Origin of the sequence: Burkholderia sp. 4NA327C6 (assembly GCF_005502655.1) — a bacterium.
GTDB classification, from domain to species: domain Bacteria; phylum Pseudomonadota; class Gammaproteobacteria; order Burkholderiales; family Burkholderiaceae; genus Burkholderia; species Burkholderia contaminans.
This window is the reverse complement of the sequence record NZ_SCNZ01000013.1, coordinates 12,429-29,035: the sequence shown is the minus strand read 5'-3', so window position 1 is coordinate 29,035 and position 16,607 is coordinate 12,429. Positions and strand designations below refer to the sequence as shown.

17 protein-coding genes are annotated in these 16,607 nt (G+C 68.5%); 3 read left to right on the top strand and 14 right to left on the bottom strand.

Annotated elements, in window-relative coordinates; translation table 11 throughout:
- Positions 1-119: 119 nt before the first annotated feature.
- From ruvA to FFS49_RS15315, 7 genes are all read right to left on the bottom strand, one after another.
- Positions 120-701, bottom strand: a complete 582-nt coding sequence (gene ruvA, locus FFS49_RS15345; RefSeq protein WP_039361446.1) for a Holliday junction branch migration protein RuvA — start codon at positions 699-701, stop codon at positions 120-122.
- Positions 702-856: 155 nt separating this feature from the next.
- A complete protein-coding gene (gene ruvC / locus FFS49_RS15340) occupies positions 857-1,399 on the bottom strand; it encodes a crossover junction endodeoxyribonuclease RuvC (protein WP_039361444.1) in 543 nt (180 codons plus the stop codon).
- 153 nt (positions 1,400-1,552) lie between these two features.
- Entirely contained in the window at positions 1,553-3,118 is a 1,566-nt protein-coding gene (gene purH / locus FFS49_RS15335) for a bifunctional phosphoribosylaminoimidazolecarboxamide formyltransferase/IMP cyclohydrolase (RefSeq protein WP_071333925.1), read from the bottom strand.
- A 44-nt stretch (positions 3,119-3,162) separates the two neighbouring features.
- A complete protein-coding gene (locus FFS49_RS15330) occupies positions 3,163-3,396 on the bottom strand; it encodes a Fis family transcriptional regulator (RefSeq protein ID WP_006476892.1) in 234 nt (77 codons plus the stop codon).
- Entirely contained in the window at positions 3,393-4,460 is a 1,068-nt protein-coding gene (dusB, locus tag FFS49_RS15325; protein WP_006497523.1) for a tRNA dihydrouridine synthase DusB, read from the bottom strand. The genes FFS49_RS15330 and dusB overlap by 4 nt, the downstream gene beginning before the upstream one ends.
- Positions 4,461-4,584: 124 nt before the next feature.
- Positions 4,585-5,772, bottom strand: coding sequence for a UbiH/UbiF/VisC/COQ6 family ubiquinone biosynthesis hydroxylase (locus FFS49_RS15320; protein WP_046544951.1), 1,188 nt, complete (start codon positions 5,770-5,772; stop codon positions 4,585-4,587).
- 40 nt (positions 5,773-5,812) lie between these two features.
- Positions 5,813-7,198: an aminopeptidase P N-terminal domain-containing protein gene (locus tag FFS49_RS15315; RefSeq protein ID WP_039361438.1), complete on the bottom strand. Its 1,386-nt coding sequence runs from the start codon at positions 7,196-7,198 to the stop codon at positions 5,813-5,815.
- A gap of 184 nt (positions 7,199-7,382) precedes the next feature.
- On the opposite strand from FFS49_RS15315, the gene FFS49_RS15310 reads away from it, so the two are divergent.
- Positions 7,383-7,997, top strand: coding sequence for a glutathione S-transferase N-terminal domain-containing protein (locus FFS49_RS15310; RefSeq protein ID WP_071333927.1), 615 nt, complete (start codon positions 7,383-7,385; stop codon positions 7,995-7,997).
- Between the two features lie 111 nt (positions 7,998-8,108).
- Here the strand turns inward: FFS49_RS15310 and FFS49_RS15305 are convergent, their stop codons facing one another.
- Together FFS49_RS15305 and FFS49_RS15300 are read right to left on the bottom strand one after the other, a co-directional pair.
- On the bottom strand, positions 8,109-9,728 hold the full coding sequence (locus FFS49_RS15305; protein WP_039361434.1) for an FMN-binding glutamate synthase family protein: 1,620 nt from the start codon (positions 9,726-9,728) through the stop codon (positions 8,109-8,111).
- A gap of 190 nt (positions 9,729-9,918) precedes the next feature.
- The gene (locus tag FFS49_RS15300) at positions 9,919-10,689 is read right to left on the bottom strand and encodes an NAD(P)H-dependent oxidoreductase (protein ID WP_105815972.1); all 771 of its coding nucleotides are present in this window, start codon (positions 10,687-10,689) and stop codon (positions 9,919-9,921) included.
- A gap of 74 nt (positions 10,690-10,763) precedes the next feature.
- On the opposite strand from FFS49_RS15300, the gene FFS49_RS15295 reads away from it, so the two are divergent.
- Complete coding sequence (locus FFS49_RS15295) at positions 10,764-11,138, top strand: helix-turn-helix domain-containing protein (RefSeq protein WP_039361430.1); 375 nt, start codon at positions 10,764-10,766, stop codon at positions 11,136-11,138.
- Between the two features lie 52 nt (positions 11,139-11,190).
- Here the strand turns inward: FFS49_RS15295 and mnmA are convergent, their stop codons facing one another.
- The 3 genes from mnmA to FFS49_RS15280 all read right to left on the bottom strand — a co-directional run bounded on the left by mnmA (position 11,191) and on the right by FFS49_RS15280 (position 13,854).
- The gene (gene mnmA / locus FFS49_RS15290) at positions 11,191-12,339 is read right to left on the bottom strand and encodes a tRNA 2-thiouridine(34) synthase MnmA (protein ID WP_105815973.1); all 1,149 of its coding nucleotides are present in this window, start codon (positions 12,337-12,339) and stop codon (positions 11,191-11,193) included.
- The gene (locus tag FFS49_RS15285) at positions 12,336-12,845 is read right to left on the bottom strand and encodes an NUDIX hydrolase (RefSeq protein WP_039361426.1); all 510 of its coding nucleotides are present in this window, start codon (positions 12,843-12,845) and stop codon (positions 12,336-12,338) included. Before FFS49_RS15285 ends, mnmA begins: the two co-directional genes overlap by 4 nt.
- Before the next feature lie 88 nt (positions 12,846-12,933).
- Positions 12,934-13,854, bottom strand: coding sequence for a LysR family transcriptional regulator (locus FFS49_RS15280; protein ID WP_105815974.1), 921 nt, complete (start codon positions 13,852-13,854; stop codon positions 12,934-12,936).
- Positions 13,855-13,934: 80 nt separating this feature from the next.
- Here FFS49_RS15280 and FFS49_RS15275 point away from each other — a divergent pair, with 80 nt between their 5' ends.
- Positions 13,935-14,858, top strand: a complete 924-nt coding sequence (locus tag FFS49_RS15275; RefSeq protein ID WP_105815975.1) for a carbon-nitrogen hydrolase family protein — start codon at positions 13,935-13,937, stop codon at positions 14,856-14,858.
- Positions 14,859-14,940: 82 nt separating this feature from the next.
- Here FFS49_RS15275 and FFS49_RS15270 read toward each other — a convergent pair whose 3' ends face one another.
- Together FFS49_RS15270 and FFS49_RS15265 are read right to left on the bottom strand one after the other, a co-directional pair.
- Positions 14,941-15,627, bottom strand: a complete 687-nt coding sequence (locus FFS49_RS15270) for a YafY family protein (protein WP_039361421.1) — start codon at positions 15,625-15,627, stop codon at positions 14,941-14,943.
- A 73-nt stretch (positions 15,628-15,700) separates the two neighbouring features.
- Entirely contained in the window at positions 15,701-16,105 is a 405-nt protein-coding gene (locus FFS49_RS15265; protein WP_039361419.1) for a VOC family protein, read from the bottom strand.
- Positions 16,106-16,607 lie beyond the last annotated feature (502 nt).

Genomic DNA, 16,607 nt, shown 5'->3' with positions numbered 1-16,607 from the left:
GCGGCCATTGTACCGCGCGCCGCTGTCGCGCCCACCTGGCCGAACGGCCGACTGGCGAGCGTCGCGCGGCTGCGCGACACTGGCTTCAACGCACCGGTTGGCGGCGCGTCATGCGGGCGTTACCCCTTCGAGAGCGCCTTCAGTGCGAGCTTGATGCCTTCGGATACGCCGGTGCCGGCCGGCACGTTCTTGATCGCGGCGAGGCCTTCCTTTTCGGAATAGCCGAGCGCGAGCAGCGCGTTGAGGATATCGGTCGCGTGGTCGGACGGCGAGGCGGCGCCGGCGAGCGCGCCGAGATCGGCGCCGAGCTTGCCCTTCAGTTCGAGCAGCAGGCGCTCGGCCGTCTTCTTGCCGATGCCGGGCAGGCGTGTGAGGCGGGCGGCGTCCTGCATCGTCACGGCCTGCGCGAGTTCCTGCACGCTCATGCCGGACAGCACGGCGAGCGCCATGCGCGCGCCGATGCCGGTGATCTTCAGCAGCTCGCGGAAGGTCGTGCGTTCCTGCGGCGTGAGGAAGCCGTACAGCAGGTGCGCGTCCTCGCGGACGATCTGCTGCGTGAGCAGCACGATGCGCTCGCCCGTTTGCGGCAGGTTGTAGAAGGTGCTCATCGGCACGTCGATCTCGTAGCCGACGCCGTTGCAGTCGACGAGCAGGTGGGGCGGGTTCTTTTCGAGCAGGATGCCGGCGATGCGACCGATCATGGATGGCTTGATGCGAGGAAGAAAGCGCGAGTGTAGCGCACGTGCGGCGCGATGCCGACGGACTCGGCCATCAGGCCGGGGCGATGCACGGCGCGTGCGCATCGCGCGCGGGCACGGCGGCCGATCCGGCGTGCCGTGTGAAGGGGGCGCCGGTGTCAGCCGACCAGCCGCCCGCGCCGCACGCGCAGCCCTTTCTTCGCGAGTGCCGGCGCGAGGCCGCCGAGCGTGCTGAGCGTATCGCCGCCGTGCGCGTGGCAGATCGCCATGCCGAGCGCGTCGGCCGCATCGGAGCCCGGTTGTCCGGAGAGGTTGAGCAGCCGCGTGACCATTTCCTGCATCTGCGTCTTGGTCGCGCGGCCGTAGCCGACCACCGCCTGCTTGAGTTGCAGCGCCGTGTATTCCGCGACCGGCAGGCCGCCCGCGACGAGCCCGCAGATCGCGGCGCCGCGTGCCTGGCCGAGCAGCAGCGTCGACTGCGGGTTCACGTTGACGAACACCTTTTCGATCGCGGCCTGATCGGGGGCGTGCTCGCGCACGATGGTCGAGACGCCCTGGAAGATCGTGCCGAGCCGGGTGGCCAGGTCGGCCGTCGGCGTGCGGATCACGCCGCTCGTGACATAGGCGAGCCGGTGGCCGCTGACGTCGATGACGCCGAAGCCGGTGACGCGCAGGCCGGGGTCGATGCCGAGAATTCGCATGAGTGAGGAGAATGGCGTGATGCAGCGATACTACAACGATTGGCGCGGCAAGCCGGTCGCCCGGTCGTGTGCGAAGGCGCCGCGCAATAAAAAACCCGGCGGGGGGATGCCGCCGGGTTGTCGTGCAGCGGCCGCGCGGGCCGCATGCCGTGATCAGTGACGGAAGTGGCGCACGCCCGTCAGGACCATCGCGATGCCGTGTTCGTCGGCCGCCGCGATCACTTCGTCGTCGCGCATCGAGCCGCCCGGCTGGATCACGCAGGTCGCGCCGGCCGCCACGACGACGTCGAGGCCGTCGCGGAACGGGAAGAACGCATCCGATGCCACGGCCGAGCCGGCCAGCGTCAGGCCGGCGTTCTGCGCCTTGATGCTCGCGATGCGCGCGGAATCGACGCGGCTCATCTGGCCGGCGCCGACGCCGAGCGTCATGCCGTTGCCGCAGAACACGATCGCGTTCGACTTCACGTACTTCGCGACGCGCCACGCGAACAGCAGGTCGTCCATTTCCTTCGCGGTGGGCTGGCGCTTCGTGACGACGCGCAGCTCGCTCGGTTGCACGTTGCGCGAATCGAGCGACTGCACGAGCAGGCCACCGCCCACGCGCTTCAGGTCGAATGCGTTATGGCCGTCGCCGAGTGCGATCTCGAGCAGGCGCACGTTCTGCTTCGCGGCGAACACCTGCTTCGCGGCGTCGGAGAACGACGGTGCGATCAGTACTTCGACGAACTGCTTCGCGACAGCCTGGGCAGCCGCTTCGTCGACTTCGCGGTTGAACGCGATGATGCCGCCGAACGCCGACGTCGGGTCGGTCTGGAATGCCTTCGCGTACGCGTCGGCCGAATCGTTGCCGACTGCAACGCCGCACGGGTTCGCATGCTTGATGATCACGCAGGCCGGTGCGTCGAACGTCTTCACGCATTCCCACGCTGCATCGGAATCGGCGATGTTGTTGTACGACAGTTCCTTGCCCTGCAGCTGGCGGTAGTTCGCCAGCGCGCCGGCCGGCGTCGCGAGGTCGCGGTAGAACGCGGCGCTCTGGTGCGGGTTCTCGCCGTAGCGCAGGTCCTGCACCTTGTCGAACGCCAGGTTCAGCGTGGCCGGGTACGCGCTGCGCGATGCGTGCTTCAGCTCGTCGGTCAGGCTCGTCAGGTAGTTCGTGATCGCGCCGTCGTATTGCGCGGTGTGCGCGAACACCTTCGTCGCGAGGCGGAAGTTGGTCGCGTAGCCGACCGCGTTGCCGTTCGCCTTCATTTCATCGAGCACGACCGCGTAATCGGCCGGGTCGACGACGACCGTCACGTCGCGGTGGTTCTTCGCGGCCGAGCGCAGCATCGTCGGGCCGCCGATGTCGATGTTCTCGATCGCGTCGGCGAGCGTGCAGTCGTCCTTCGCGATCGTCGCGACGAACGGATACAGGTTCACGACGAGCAGGTCGATCGTCGGGATGCCGTGCTGCTCGAGCGCCTGCATGTGCTCGGGCAGGTCGCGGCGGGCGAGGATGCCGCCGTGCACCTTCGGGTGCAGCGTCTTCACGCGCCCATCGAGCATTTCCGGGAAGCCCGTGTAATCGGCCACTTCGGTCACGGGCAGGCCGGCATCGGCGAGGAGTTTCGCGGTGCCGCCCGTCGACAGCAGCTTGACGCCGAGGTCGGACAGCGACTTCGCGAAGTCGACGATGCCGGTCTTGTCGGAAACGGAAATGAGCGCTTGCTTGATCATGATGGAACCACCAATAGCCAGGGAAACGGGGACGGGACGGCTGCCTACAGCAGGCCGTGCTGCTGCAGCTTCTTGCGCAGCGTATTGCGATTGATGCCGAGGTACTCCGCGGCGAGCGACTGGTTGCCGCCCGCCTGTACGAGCACGACCTCGAGCATCGGCTTTTCGACGCAGGACATCACCATTTCATAGACGTCATGCGGATTGGAGCCGTCTAGATCCCGGAAATACACGTCCAGGCTCTCGCGGACACATTGTTCGATGTTGTGCTTGCTCATGCTGCTAACTGGTTATGGTCGTCCGACTCGCCCTGGCCGTTTTCCTCTTCGTCATCGACGTAGACGAGGTGGTCCGACAGCGCCTTTTGCGCCTCGAAGAATGCATTGACGGCGGCGAGCTGCTCGCGGGTGGAATCGAGCGTGTTCATCCTGTGCCGGAACCCGTTGGCACCGGAAAGGCCGCGAGTGTACCAGCCGATGTGCTTGCGCGCAGTACGGACTCCCGTGAATTCACCATAGAAAGCGTAGTGGTCTTCCAGGTGTTCGTTCATCACGTGCTGGATCTCGTCGATCCGGGGCGGGGGCAGCAGCTCGCCGGTTTGCAGGAAATGATCGATTTCACGGAACAGCCACGGCCGACCTTGCGCGGCACGACCGATCATCAGGGCGTCGGCGCCGGTGGCGTCGAGCACGGCCTTCGCCTTCGCGGGCGACGTGATGTCGCCGTTCGCGACCACCGGAATCCGCACCGCCGCCTTCACGGCGGCGATGGTGTCGTATTCGGCGTCGCCGCGGTACAGGTCGGCGCGCGTGCGGCCGTGCACGGTGAGCATCGAGATGCCGGCGGCTTCGGCCAGGCGCGCTACCGTGATCGCGTTCTTGTGTTCGCGATCCCAGCCGGTGCGGATCTTCAGCGTGACGGGCACCGCATCGGGCCCCGTGCCGACGGCCGCGACGACGGCCTCGACGATGCGCTGCACGAGCGGCTCGTTCTGCAGCAGTGCGGAGCCGGCCGCGACGTTGCAGACCTTCTTCGCCGGGCAGCCCATGTTGATGTCGATGATCTGCGCGCCGTTGTCGACGTTGTAGCGGGCCGCTTCGGCCATCATCGCCGGATCGGCGCCGGCGATCTGGACCGCAATCGGTTCCACCTCGCCTTCGTGGTTCGCGCGCCGCATCGTCTTCGCGCTTTTCCACAGCTGCGCGTTGGACGCGACCATCTCGGACACGGCGTAACCGGCTCCCAGCCGCTTGCAGAGCTGGCGGAACGGACGATCCGTCACGCCGGCCATCGGCGCGACGAACAGGTTGTTACGCAATACGTGAGGGCCGATAACGGGCATCGCAATGGCACCGCCCGCGGCGGGCGCGGGCAGGGAAAGGGTAGGCGGAAACGCGCATTTTACCGTATTCCCATGCCCCGCCGATTTGACCCGGTTTGAGTGGCGCGACTGGGCGCGCCGCGGGTCAGTTGCGCTGGCCGAACATCATCTGGCGCGCGATCACCTTCTTGAGCGGCGGCACGAACTCCAGCGCGGTGAGCGCGGCGCCGCGCAGCAGCGGGAGCGGGCCCGAGTCGATCGTGAACAGGCGTGCCAGCGTGTCGGTCGCGCCGATCGTGAAGCGTCGGTCGAGTGCGCGGCGCGCGTTGAAGGTGGCGAGTGCGGTTGCTTCGAAGCCTTGCGCGGACAGCGTATCGACGAGCGTATGTGCATCGCGCAGCCCGAGGTTGAGCCCTTGGCCCGCGACGGGGTGCAGGGTTTGCGCGGCATTGCCGACGATCGCGACGCGGCCGTTGACGAGCGTCTGCGCGGCGCTCAGGCCGAGCGGGAACGATGCGCGGCCCGCGATCGCGACGAAGTCGCCCATGCGTGCGCCGAATGCGGTGCCGAGCTCGCGCAAGAACGCATCGTCGGGCAGCGCGGCGCGGCGCGCCGCTTCGTCGGGCGTGCAGCACCAGACGAGCGCGTACTCGGCCTGGCGCGGCCCGCCGAGCGGCAGCAGCGCGAGCGGTCCTTCGTGCGTGAAGCGTTCCCATGCGACGTTCGGGCGCGGCGCCGATACCGTGACCGTGCCGACGATCGCCGTCTGTCCGTAGTCGCGGCGATGTTTGCCGGCGTCGGCCTGCTGTTCGTGGAACAGGCCGCCTTCGGCATTGATGACGACGCGTGCGCGCAGCGTGCGCTCGCCCTGCGGGCCGTCGAGCGTCAGCGTGACGCCGTCGGCATCCTGCTGCGGCGCGCGCGCGGTGGTCGACGTGAGCCAGTCGACGCGCGTGCCGCGCACGGCGCCCGCGAGCGCCTGCACGAGCGAGCCGTAACGCACGACATAACCGAGTGCGGCGACGCCGTGCTCATCGCGGTCGATCAGCGTGCGGCCGAAATGGCCGCGCTGCGAGACGTGGATATGTTCGATCGGCGTCGCGTCGGCGGGCCACGCGAGCGTGTCGAGCAGCACGCGGCTGCCGTGCGACACGGCGATCGCGCGCGGATCGTTCGTGCTCGCGGCCGGTTCGCGTGCATCGATCAGTGCGATCGATGCGTGCTGCGTGGCGCTGCGGCGCGCGAGCCAGCCGGCGAGCGCGAGCCCGACGGGGCCCGCGCCGACGATGGCGAGATCGTAGTCCGGCGTGGCCGGGGAGGAGGCGGTCGTCATCTTGATTCGTGAAACGGAAGTAACGGTCGGCGGCAGCCGGTCATGCGCCCGCGCGCATCAGCGCTTCGATCTCGTCCGCCGCGACGGGCACGCCGCGCGTGATCAGCTCGCAGCCGTGCTCGCGCACGATCGCGTCGTCCTCGATGCGGATGCCGATGTTCCAGTACTCGGGCGGCACGTCGTCGGCGGCGCGCACGTACAGGCCGGGCTCGATCGTCAGCGTCATGCCGGCTTTCAGCGTGCGCCACGGCAGCGCGCCGTTGCCGTCACGTTCGGCGAGCCGCTCGCGGTAGTCGCCGCAATCGTGCACGTCCATGCCGATCCAGTGGCCGGTGCGATGCATGTAGAAGCGCGCGTAGGCACGCTCGGCGATCACGTCGTCGACGTTCGAGAAGCGCGTTTTCGGGATGATGCCGGTGTCGAGCAGCCCCTGCGCGAGCACGCGCACGGCAGCGTCGTGCGGCGCCTCGAACGGCACGCCGGCGCGCGTCGCGTCGATCGCGGCCTGCTGCGCGGCGAGCACGATGTCGTACAGCGTGCGTTGGGCGGGCGAGAAGCGCCCGTTGGCCGGGAACGTGCGCGTGATGTCCGATGCGTAGCCGTCGAGTTCGCACGCGGCGTCGATCAGGATCAGGTCGCCATCCTGTGCGGTTGCGTTGCCGGCCGGATAGTGCAGCACGCATGCGTTGGCGCCGGCCGCGACGATCGAGCCGTACGCGGGCGACTGTGCGCCGTGCTTGCGGAATACATACAGCAGCTCGGCCTCGAGTTCGTATTCGCGGATGCCGGGGCGGCACGCCTGCATCGCGCGGCGGTGCGCAAGTGCGGAGATGTGTGCGGCGCGCATCATGATCGCGAGCTCGTGCTCGTCCTTCACGAGCCGCATGTCGTCGAGCAGCGGCGTGAGGTCGAGCATCGCGTCCGGTGCGGCGACACCCGTGCGCGCCAGCGCGCGCACCGCGTCGAGCCAGCCTGCGAGCTGACGCTCGAAATCGGCCGAGGCGCCGAACCGGTAGTGCACGGTGCCCGCGTCGGCGAGCAGGCGCGGCATCTCGGTATCGATCACGTCGACCGCGAACGCCGCATCGAAGCCGAATGCGTCGCGCGCGGCTTCGGGCCCGTAATGGAAGCCTTCCCAGATTTCGCGGTCGGGATTCTTGCCGCGGCAGAACAGGATCGACTCCGGCGCGCCGTGAGGCGCGGCCGCGTTGAGCACGAGCACGGCGTCCGGCTCGCTGAAGCCCGTCAGGTAGTGGAAGTAGCTGTCGAACCGGTACGGATAGTCCGTATCGCGGTTGCGCGGCACTTCCGGCGCGGTGGGGACGATGGCGACGCCGCCGCCGGCGGCACGCAGTGCGGCAAGCACGCGTTCACGGCGCTGGCGGTAGACGTCGACGGCGATGGCGGTATCGAGGGGCGCGTTCATTCGTGCGATTGTAGCGCCGCGGGACGCCATGCGTGAAAGAGGGGGCGGGAAGCCGCCCCGGAAGGCCCGTGCGGCGGTTGTTGCAAACCATCCACAGGCCGTCCGGGCGATTTTCTGTCGCGCGACGCTGGCCGGTTATGATCGGCGACAACGTATACTCTCGGCGGTTCCCTTAAAAAGGCAGATGATGAAATTAATCGGTTCGCTCAGCAGCCCGTACGTCCGCAAGGCGCGGATCGTGCTGGCTGAAAAGAAGATCGACTACAAGCTGGAGCTCGAGAACGTGTGGGCGCCGGAGACGGATATTCATGCATCGAATCCGCTCGGCAAGGTCCCGTGCCTCGTGATGGAGGATGGTGCCGCGGTGTTCGATTCCCGCGTGATCTGCGAATACGTCGATACGCTGTCGCCGGTCGGCAAGCTGATTCCGCCGTCGGGCCGCGAGCGCCTCGAGGTGCGGTGCTGGGAAGCGCTGGGCGACGGCGTGATCGACGCGGCGGTCGCGATTCGCGTCGAACATACGATGCGCGACGAAGCGCAGCGCAGCGAGAGCTGGATCGCGCGCCAGCAACGCAAGATCGACGACGGTCTCGTCGCGATGTCGCAGGGCCTCGGCGGCAAGACGTGGTGCGTCGGTAATCATTACACGCTCGCCGACATCGCACTCGGCTGCGCGCTCGGCTATCTCGACTTCCGGATGCCCGAGCTCAACTGGCGCGATCGCCACCCGAACCTCGACAAGCACTTCGCGAAGCTGCTGCAGCGGCCGTCGTTCGCCGACACGCTGCCGCAGAACTGAGCCGCACGCGACGCATTCACGCGATTACGCATTCGGCAGACAAAAGAAAAGCGCCCCGCGGGGCGCTTTTCTTTTTGCCGGGCCGCCCCGCGGCGGGGGCGGTGGCCTGCGTCATTCGATCGACGCGTACACGGCTTCGCCGAGCGTGAACGAATCGCTGCGCGCAATCGGCCACCACTTGTCGTACAGCGAGAAGCCGCAGGTCTGGCCGTCGAGCAGCGCGCCGGGCTTCAGGTACTTCAGCAATTGCGACATCAGCCGTACTTCATGCGGCGCGACCCGCTGCACGATGTGATGCGCGCGCAGCTCCGACGGATGCGCGAGGCCGGCCGCCTGCACGAGCTCCTGCAGCGCGTGCAGCGTATTGCGGTGGAAGTTGTACACGCGCTCGGCCTTGTCGGGCACGACGAGCGCGCGCTGGCGCACCGGGTCCTGCGTCGCGACGCCGGTCGGGCAGCGATCGGTATGGCAGTGCTGCGCCTGGATACAGCCGACCGCGAACATGAAGCCGCGCGCCGAGTTCACCCAGTCCGCGCCGATCGCGAGCGTACGCGCGATGTCGAACGCGGTGATGATCTTGCCGCTCGCGCCGAGCTTCACGCGATCGCGCACGCCGATCCCGACGAGCGTGTTGTGCACGAGCAGCAGCCCTTCCTGCAGCGGCACGCCGACGTGGTCGGTGAATTCGAGCGGCGCCGCACCGGTGCCGCCTTCCGCGCCGTCGACGACGATGAAGTCCGGCACGATGCCGGTTTCGAGCATCGCCTTCGCGATCCCGAAGAATTCCCACGGATGGCCGATGCACAGCTTGAAGCCGGTCGGCTTGCCGCCCGACAGCGTGCGCAGCCGTTCGACGAATTCGAGCAGCCCGCGCGGCGTCGAGAACTCCGAGTGCGTCGCGGGCGAGATGCAGTCCTTGCCCATCGGCACGCCGCGCGTCTCGGCGATTTCCGGCGTGATCTTCGCGGCCGGCAGCACGCCGCCGTGGCCGGGCTTCGCGCCTTGCGACAGCTTCACCTCGATCATCTTGACCTGCGGATCGGCGGCCTGCTTCGCGAACTTGTCGGGGTTGAACGTGCCGTCGTCGTTACGGCAGCCGAAGTAGCCGGACGCGATTTCCCAGATGATGTCGCCGCCGTTCTCGCGGTGGTACTTCGACAGCGAGCCTTCGCCCGTGTCGTGCGCGAAACCGCCTTTCTTCGCGCCGAGGTTCAGCGAGCGGATCGCGTTCGCGGACAGCGAGCCGAAGCTCATCGCCGAGATGTTGAAGATCGAAATGTCGTACGGTTGCGCGCGGTTCGCGCCGACGCGGATACGGAAATCGTGGTTCGGCAGCTTCGTCGGCGCGAGCGAGTGGCTGATCCATTCGTGCGCGACGGCCTTCACGTTCAGCTCGGTGCCGTACGGCCGGTTGTCGGCGACGTTCTTCGCGCGCTGGTAGACGAGGCTGCGCTGCGCGCGCGAGAACGGTTTCTCGTCGGTGTCGTCCTCGACGAAATACTGGCGGATTTCAGGTCGGATGAATTCGAACAGGAAGCGGAAGTGGCCCCAGAGCGGATAGTTGCGCAGGATCGCGTGGCGGTCTTGCTTCAGGTCGTACAGGCCGAGGGCGACGAGGGCGGCCGGGATTACGAGCCACAGCCACGCGATCGTGTGCCGGGCAGCGAGCGCCGCGACGGCCACGAACAGCAGGACCGCGCACCACATCGCGATATAGCGTCGGGAAAACATGGGGACTCCATCGTCATTGTCTGGATGGCCGTCACGTCGCCAGAATTGCGCGGCGGCCGGCAGGTCGGCGCCCGAGGCATCGCGCAGGCCCGGCGGGCATGCTGCCCGTACAGTACCCGCCGCTGCCGGCGCCCACGATGGTCGAGAGTCTACTACGGGTGTCGTGATGCTCGTGTTGCCGAGCCGGCGGCTACCGGCCGGCCCCGGCCGGGCGGATGAACGGGCTGTACGCCGGCGCGCCGGGTTTCAGCCTGGCGTCGTCGTCGAAATCCTCGTCCCGGTTGAACGGCACCAGCGGCCACGCGGGCCAGTCGCGCAGCCGCGTGCGGTAGTCGGCGACGCTTCGTGCGAGGCGCGCGTCCTGCCGCCGCGCGGCGTCGTCGGCCAGGCCGCCGCGGACGTCGTGGATCAGGTGCGGTTCGAGCACGTCGAAGCCGACATAGCGCAGCGCGTACATGATCGGCCACAGCAGCAGGCGGGTATCGCCCTCGCGGCCGTCGGGCGCGCAGGCGGCGGCCGACGAGCCGGTCGTGACGCTCAGCAACGCGCGCCGCCCGTGCAGCACGCCGCGATCGTGACGCTGCCGGCTGCTGTAGAGGCCGCCGTAGACGAATATGCGATCCATCCAGCCCTTCAGGATCGCGGGCGCGCCGAACCACCACAGCGGGAACTGCAGGATCAGCGCATCGGCCTGCTTCAGCAGGCCGATATGATGCGCGACATCGGGCGCGAGTGTGCCGCGCTCCCAGTGATGGCGCTGCTCGCGTTGTGCGTCGAAGCGGGCGGTGTCGATCCGGTCCGCATAGTGGCGCGGTGCCTCGCACGGGTCGAACGCATCGGCATACAGGTTCGCGACCGTCGCGGCATGGCCGCCCGCGCGCCATGCGTCGGCCGCCGTGCGGGCGAGTGTGGCGTTGAACGACTGCGGTTCGGGATGGGCGACGACGATCAGCACATGCATGGCGGGCTCCGGGAGTGTGCGACGATGATGGCCGGCGGCAGTGGGGCCGCGCAATCACGCACCCGGAGGTAACCATGGCATTTCCCGGCGACGTCTATGCAGCGGACTGCTCGGCGCGCGATGCGCTGGCGCTGGTCGCCGGCAAGTGGTCGCTGCTGATCCTGCCGGCGCTGGCCGAGCGGCCGCTGCGCAACGGCGAGCTGCTCAAGCGTATCGGCGGGATTTCCCAGAAGGTGCTGACGCAGACGCTGCGCGAACTGGAGCGCAACGGGCTGATCGAACGCACCGCGGTGGCGGCGCGGCGCGCACACGTCGAGTACCGGTTGACGGCGGTGGCGGGGTCGCTCGTGGAGACGCTCGTGGCGCTCGACCGCTGGGCCGAGCGCCATTTTCCCGAGCTGGACGCGGCGCGCGAGCGCTACGACGCGTCGGTGCAGAACATGCGGTGAGCGGCGGGGCCGCTTCCGGCCGGCGCCCGTTTGCGCTGCACCTGCGGCAGTGTCAGCGGGCGAGCGCGAGGGCCGGTGCTTCGTTCGGCTGCGTGTTGCCGGACAGCGCGGATTCGATGATCCCGCCGCCGAGGCAGATCTCGCCGTCGTACAGCACGGCCGACTGGCCGGGCGTGACGGCCCACTGCGCGTCGTCGAACGCGAGCGAGAAGCGCGCTTCGCCAGCCGGGCCGGGCGTGGCGGCTCCGAATGCGCACGCCGCATCGGCCTGCCGGTAGCGCGTCTTCGCACCGCACGCGAAACCTTCGGCCGGCGGTTCGCCGGCGACCCAGCTCACGTTGCCGGCGACGAGCTCGCGCGCGAGCAGCCACGGATGATCGTGGCCTTGCACGACGTACAGCGTGTTCGACGCGATGTCCTTCGCGGCGACGAACCACGGATCGCCGTTGCCGGTCTTGCTGCCGCCGAGGCCGATGCCCTTTCGCTGGCCGAACGTGTAGAACGCGAGGCCGATGTGCTCGCCGACGACCTTGCCGTCCGGCGTCTTCATCGGGCCGGGTTTGGTCGGCAGATAGCGGTTCAGGAAATCGCGGAACGGCCGTTCGCCGATGAAGCAGATGCCGGTAGAATCCTTCTTCTTCGCGTTCGGCAGCCCGATCTGCGCGGCGATCTCGCGCACCTTCGTCTTCGGGATCTCGCCGAGCGGGAACATCGTCTTCGACAGTTGCGCCTGGTTCAGCCGGTGCAGGAAGTACGACTGGTCTTTCGTATGATCGAAGGCCTTCAGCAGTTCGAAACGCCCGTCACGCTCGCGTACGCGCGCGTAGTGGCCGGTCGCGATCATTTCCGCGTCGAGCGACATCGCGTGGTCGAGGAACGCCTTGAACTTGATCTCGGCGTTGCACAGCACGTCGGGGTTCGGCGTGCGGCCGGCCGAGTATTCGCGCAGGAATTCGGCGAATACACGGTCCTTGTATTCGGCCGCGAAGTTGACGGCTTCCACGTCGATGCCGATCAGGTCGGCCACCGACACGACGTCGATCCAGTCCTGGCGCGTCGAGCAGTATTCGCCGTCGTCGTCGTCTTCCCAGTTCTTCATGAACAGGCCGACCACGTCGTAACCCTGTTCCTTGAGCAGCCACGCGGTCACCGACGAATCGACGCCGCCCGACATGCCCACCACTACACGGCGCTTGCTCATTTGTTGACCGCCTGACGTTCGAATGCTTCGGGGCGCGGTGCGACCGAATGCGTGTGCACGAAATCGAGCGGAATGCGCCGCCCGGCGAGGTAATCGTCGACGCAGCGCATCACCGCGGGCGAGCGATGGCGCGCGCTGCAGGCGCGCAGTTCGTCGGCGGTCATCCACAGCGTGCGGACGATGCCGTCGTCGAGCGTGTGGCCCGCGATCGGCTCGCCCGCCGCGCCGCAGAACGTGAAGCGCAGGTAGGTTGCACCGGCGGTGCCGGGACGGTCGTAGTGCGCGAGATAGACGCCGACGAGCGCGTCGGGCGTGAACGGGTGCGCGGTTTCCTCGAGCGTTTCTCGGATCACGGCGTCGGCCAGCGTTTCGCCGGCTTCGAGATGGCCTGCCGGCTGGTTGATGCGCAGGCCCGACGAGGTTTCTTCCTCGATCATGAGAAAGCGGCCGGCGTGCTCGACGAGCGCGGCGACCGTCACATGCGGGGTCCAGATTTCAGGTTTCATGGTTCGGCATTTTACCGGTTGCGCCCGAACGCTGCCGGTCGCTGCGCTAAACGAATCAGACCCTTTCAATTCGTCTGGCTTGCCGATTTCACGGCGCGACGAGATGGGCGACGCATGCGGCGATCGAGTCGCGTACGCGCACGATCGCCGGGTCGCGCTGCGTGCTCGTGCGCCAGCCGATTTCGACCGGGTAGTGCGGCAAGTCGACCGGGCATGCGAGCGCGCGCAGCGGGGTGGACTGCGCGATCGCGCGCGCCGCATGCGCGGGAATCGTCGCGATCGCATCGGAGCCGGCGAGCAGGTACGGCAATGCGGCGAAATGCGTGGTCGACGCCGCGACGCGCCGCTTGTGACCGAGCGTGGCCAGCGCCTCGTCGACGATTCCGATCACGCCGCCCGACGATACGAGCAGGTGGTCGCGCCGCAGGAAATCGGCGAGCGTCAGCGTGCGCGGCGGCCGCTCGCGGGCGGCCGGGTCGATCAGGCACGCATAGCCGCCCGTCGCGACCGCGCGTCGGCTGAGCCCGTTCGCCGAGAAACCGCCGGATGCGATGGCAAGGTCGACGCCATGGCGCAGCAGCGCGTCGCCGGCGATGCCGCTGTGCGTCTGGCGGAAGATCAGCCGGATGCCGGCGGCTTCCCGCGCGACGGCGTCGATCAGCGCGCGGCCGAGCGCGATCTCGAAATCGTCCGACAGCCCGATCGAGATCGTGCGGCCGAGGCGGTCGCCGCCGTCGGCCGCGATCGCGAGGCTTTCGCGGCAACGGTCGAGCGCGTCGGACAGGATCGGCTTCAGTTCGTCCGCGCGCGGCGTCGGCGCGAGCCCGCGGCCGGTGCGCACGAACAGCGGATCGGCATAGATCACGCGCAGCCGCGCGAGCGCCGCGCTCACCGCCGACTGCGTGAGGCCGAGCCGCAGCGCCGCGCGACTCGCGCCGCCTTCCTCGTACAGCGCCTCGAACACCTTCAGCAGGTTCAGGTCGAGGCTGGCGATATCATCGGCATTCATGACACTTATCGTTCTATCGATTTGATCGATGACATCATATCGATAAAGATGGCGTTACCTCATTCACCGGAGACGCCTTCATGTCCACGTCAGTCATCGCCGCACTGCAGATCGGCGCATCGCCCGCCGGCACGCGCGCCACGCTCGACACGATCCTCGGCTACGAAACCGCGATCCGCGACAGCGGCGCGTCGCTCGTCGTGCTGCCCGAGGCCGTGCTCGGCGGCTATCCGAAAGGCGAGATCTTCGGCACGCGGCTCGGCTACCGGCTGCCCGAAGGCCGCGACGCGTACGCGCGCTATGCCGCGCAGGCGATCGACGTGCCGGGGCCCGAAACCGACGAGCTGGCCGCACTGTCGCAGCGCACGGGCGCGAGCCTCGTGGTCGGCGTGATCGAGCGCGGCGGCAGCACGCTGTACTGCACGGCGCTGTTCTTCGATCCGCGCGACGGGCTCGTCGCGAAGCATCGCAAGCTGATGCCGACCGGCACCGAGCGGCTGATCTGGGGGCAGGGCGACGGCTCGACGCTGCCCGTGGTCGACACGGCCGCGGGCCGCGCGGGCGCCGCGATCTGCTGGGAGAACCACATGCCGCTGCTGCGCTGCGCGATGTACGCGAAGGGCGTGCAGATCTGGTGCGCGCCGACCGTCGACGAGCGCGACGTCTGGCAGAGCTCGATGCGGCATATCGCGCACGAGGGGCGCTGCTTCGTCGTCAGCGCGTGCCAGGTGCAGCCGTCGCCGCGTGCGCTCGGCATCGACGTGCCGGGCTGGGATCCGGAGCGGCCGCTGATCCGTGGCGGCAGCGTGATCGTCGGGCCGCTCGGCGACCTGCTGACGGAGCCGCTGATCGGCGAAGCCGGGCTCGTGACCGCGCGCATCGATACCGATGAACTCGTGCGGGCGCGCTACGACTTCGACGTGGTCGGGCATTACGCGCGGCCCGACGTGTTCTCGCTGCACGTCGACGAGCGGTCGAAGCGGACGGTGGTGTTCGGCGGGTAGGGAGCGGCGGCGGGCCGGGCGCCGTGCGGCAGCGCGGCGCGCGAACCGCGGCGGCGCGCAACGCGCGCGCCGTCGTGCCGCGTCAGCGCATCGGCGCTTCCGCGATTCGCATGTAGTCGGCGATCCGCCGTCCTTCCATGTCCGGAAACTGCTCGTGCACGAGGATGTCGCCCATCCGCGCGATGTCGAAGGTGCGGAAATCCTCGCGCAGCTCGCACCACGCGCCGATCGTCCAGCGCCCGCCCCAGTAGACGAGCCCGAGCGGCCACACGCGGCGTTGCGAATGCGCGCCGAGCCGGTCGCGGTAGTCGAAGCTGACGACGTGGCGCGTATCGATGGCCTGGTGGATCGCGTCGACCTTCGCGCAAAACGTCTCGTCGATGTGGAACGATGGCGCGAACACGGGCAGGCGGTCGAGCGCCGTGCGCTTGTCGGCCGGCATTGCCGATGCGATCTTCGCGAGCGCCGAACGCGCACCGCTCGCGAAGCGCGCGCCGCCCCAGGTTTCGAGCATGCGCGCGCCGGTGGCGAGCGCCGCGAGCTCCTCGGCCGTAAACGTGAGCGGCGGCAGGCTCGCGTTGCGGTTCAGCCGGTAGCCGATGCCGGCTTCGCCTTCGATCGGCACCCCTGACAGTTGCAGGTCGCGCACGTCGCGATAGACCGTGCGCGGCGACACCGACAGCCAGTCGGCCAGCTGCTGCGCGGTCGTGAGACGACGCCCGCGCAGCAGCTCGGCGATCTGGAACAGGCGGTCGGCACGGCGCGTCATGACGGCACCTCGATTCCAACGGCAGTGGGGACCTCGCGATGATAGCGCCGCGCGCGCCCGGCGGCCGTTGTGCTCAGTGGCATTTCGGCGCGTGCAGGCCGACGCGGTTGCCCTCGGTGTCGATCAGGTAGCCGACGTAGCCGTAGTTGTTCGGCAGCTCGACGACCGAGCCCTGCACGACGCCGCCCGCGCGCTTCGCACGTTCGAGCGCCGCGACGACCGATTCGCCGGCGTTCAGGTAGACGAGCACGCCGTTCGCGCTCGGCTTGATCTGCTGCGGATCGAACACGATGCTGCCGCCCGTGCTGGACGCGTCGCGGTCGAACGTGGCCATCGGCACGCCGCCGATGACTGCGCGCTCCAACGTGGTTTGCAGCACGGTTTCGTAGAAGCGGATCGCCCGGTCGAAATCGAGGGACGGAATGTCGAACCACGCGATCGCGCGTTCCGGGGTGGCAGTGGCGGTTGCTGACGTCATGACGAGCTCCTTGTTGCGTTGTTATTCGGGTTCGGGAGTAAAACCAGCCTGCATTGCGCCGGGATTGCAGTGTGAGCGCGGGCTGCTGACACCGTATTGTCAGTAGAGTTGTCAGCCCTGACATGGATGGCGGCCGGGTTCGCGGCGAGCGCGTCGGGATGACGGTGATCCGCCGCGGGCCGACATCTCGGCGAAGCGGCCGAGACCGATCCGCCGCGTCGGCTGGACGTCAGATGGCGCACGCGTTCAAGGAGGGGGAATCGCGCGTGATCGATCGGCTCGAGCCATACCACGGTGTCGTGAGGCTGGCCGTCACGCAAGACGGTCGTGTCCGGTTCGGGGATGAACCGGGGATGATTCGGGGGGGATTCGGAGATTCGCGGCGGCTGGCCGCCCGTGCGAACACGCCGGGAGAGGCTGCTCGAGACGGGGGGCGTGCTTTCGTGCGCGCTGCCGAAGCACCGACGCGCGCCGGCGGCATGCGCGCGCGCCGCGCCGGCGG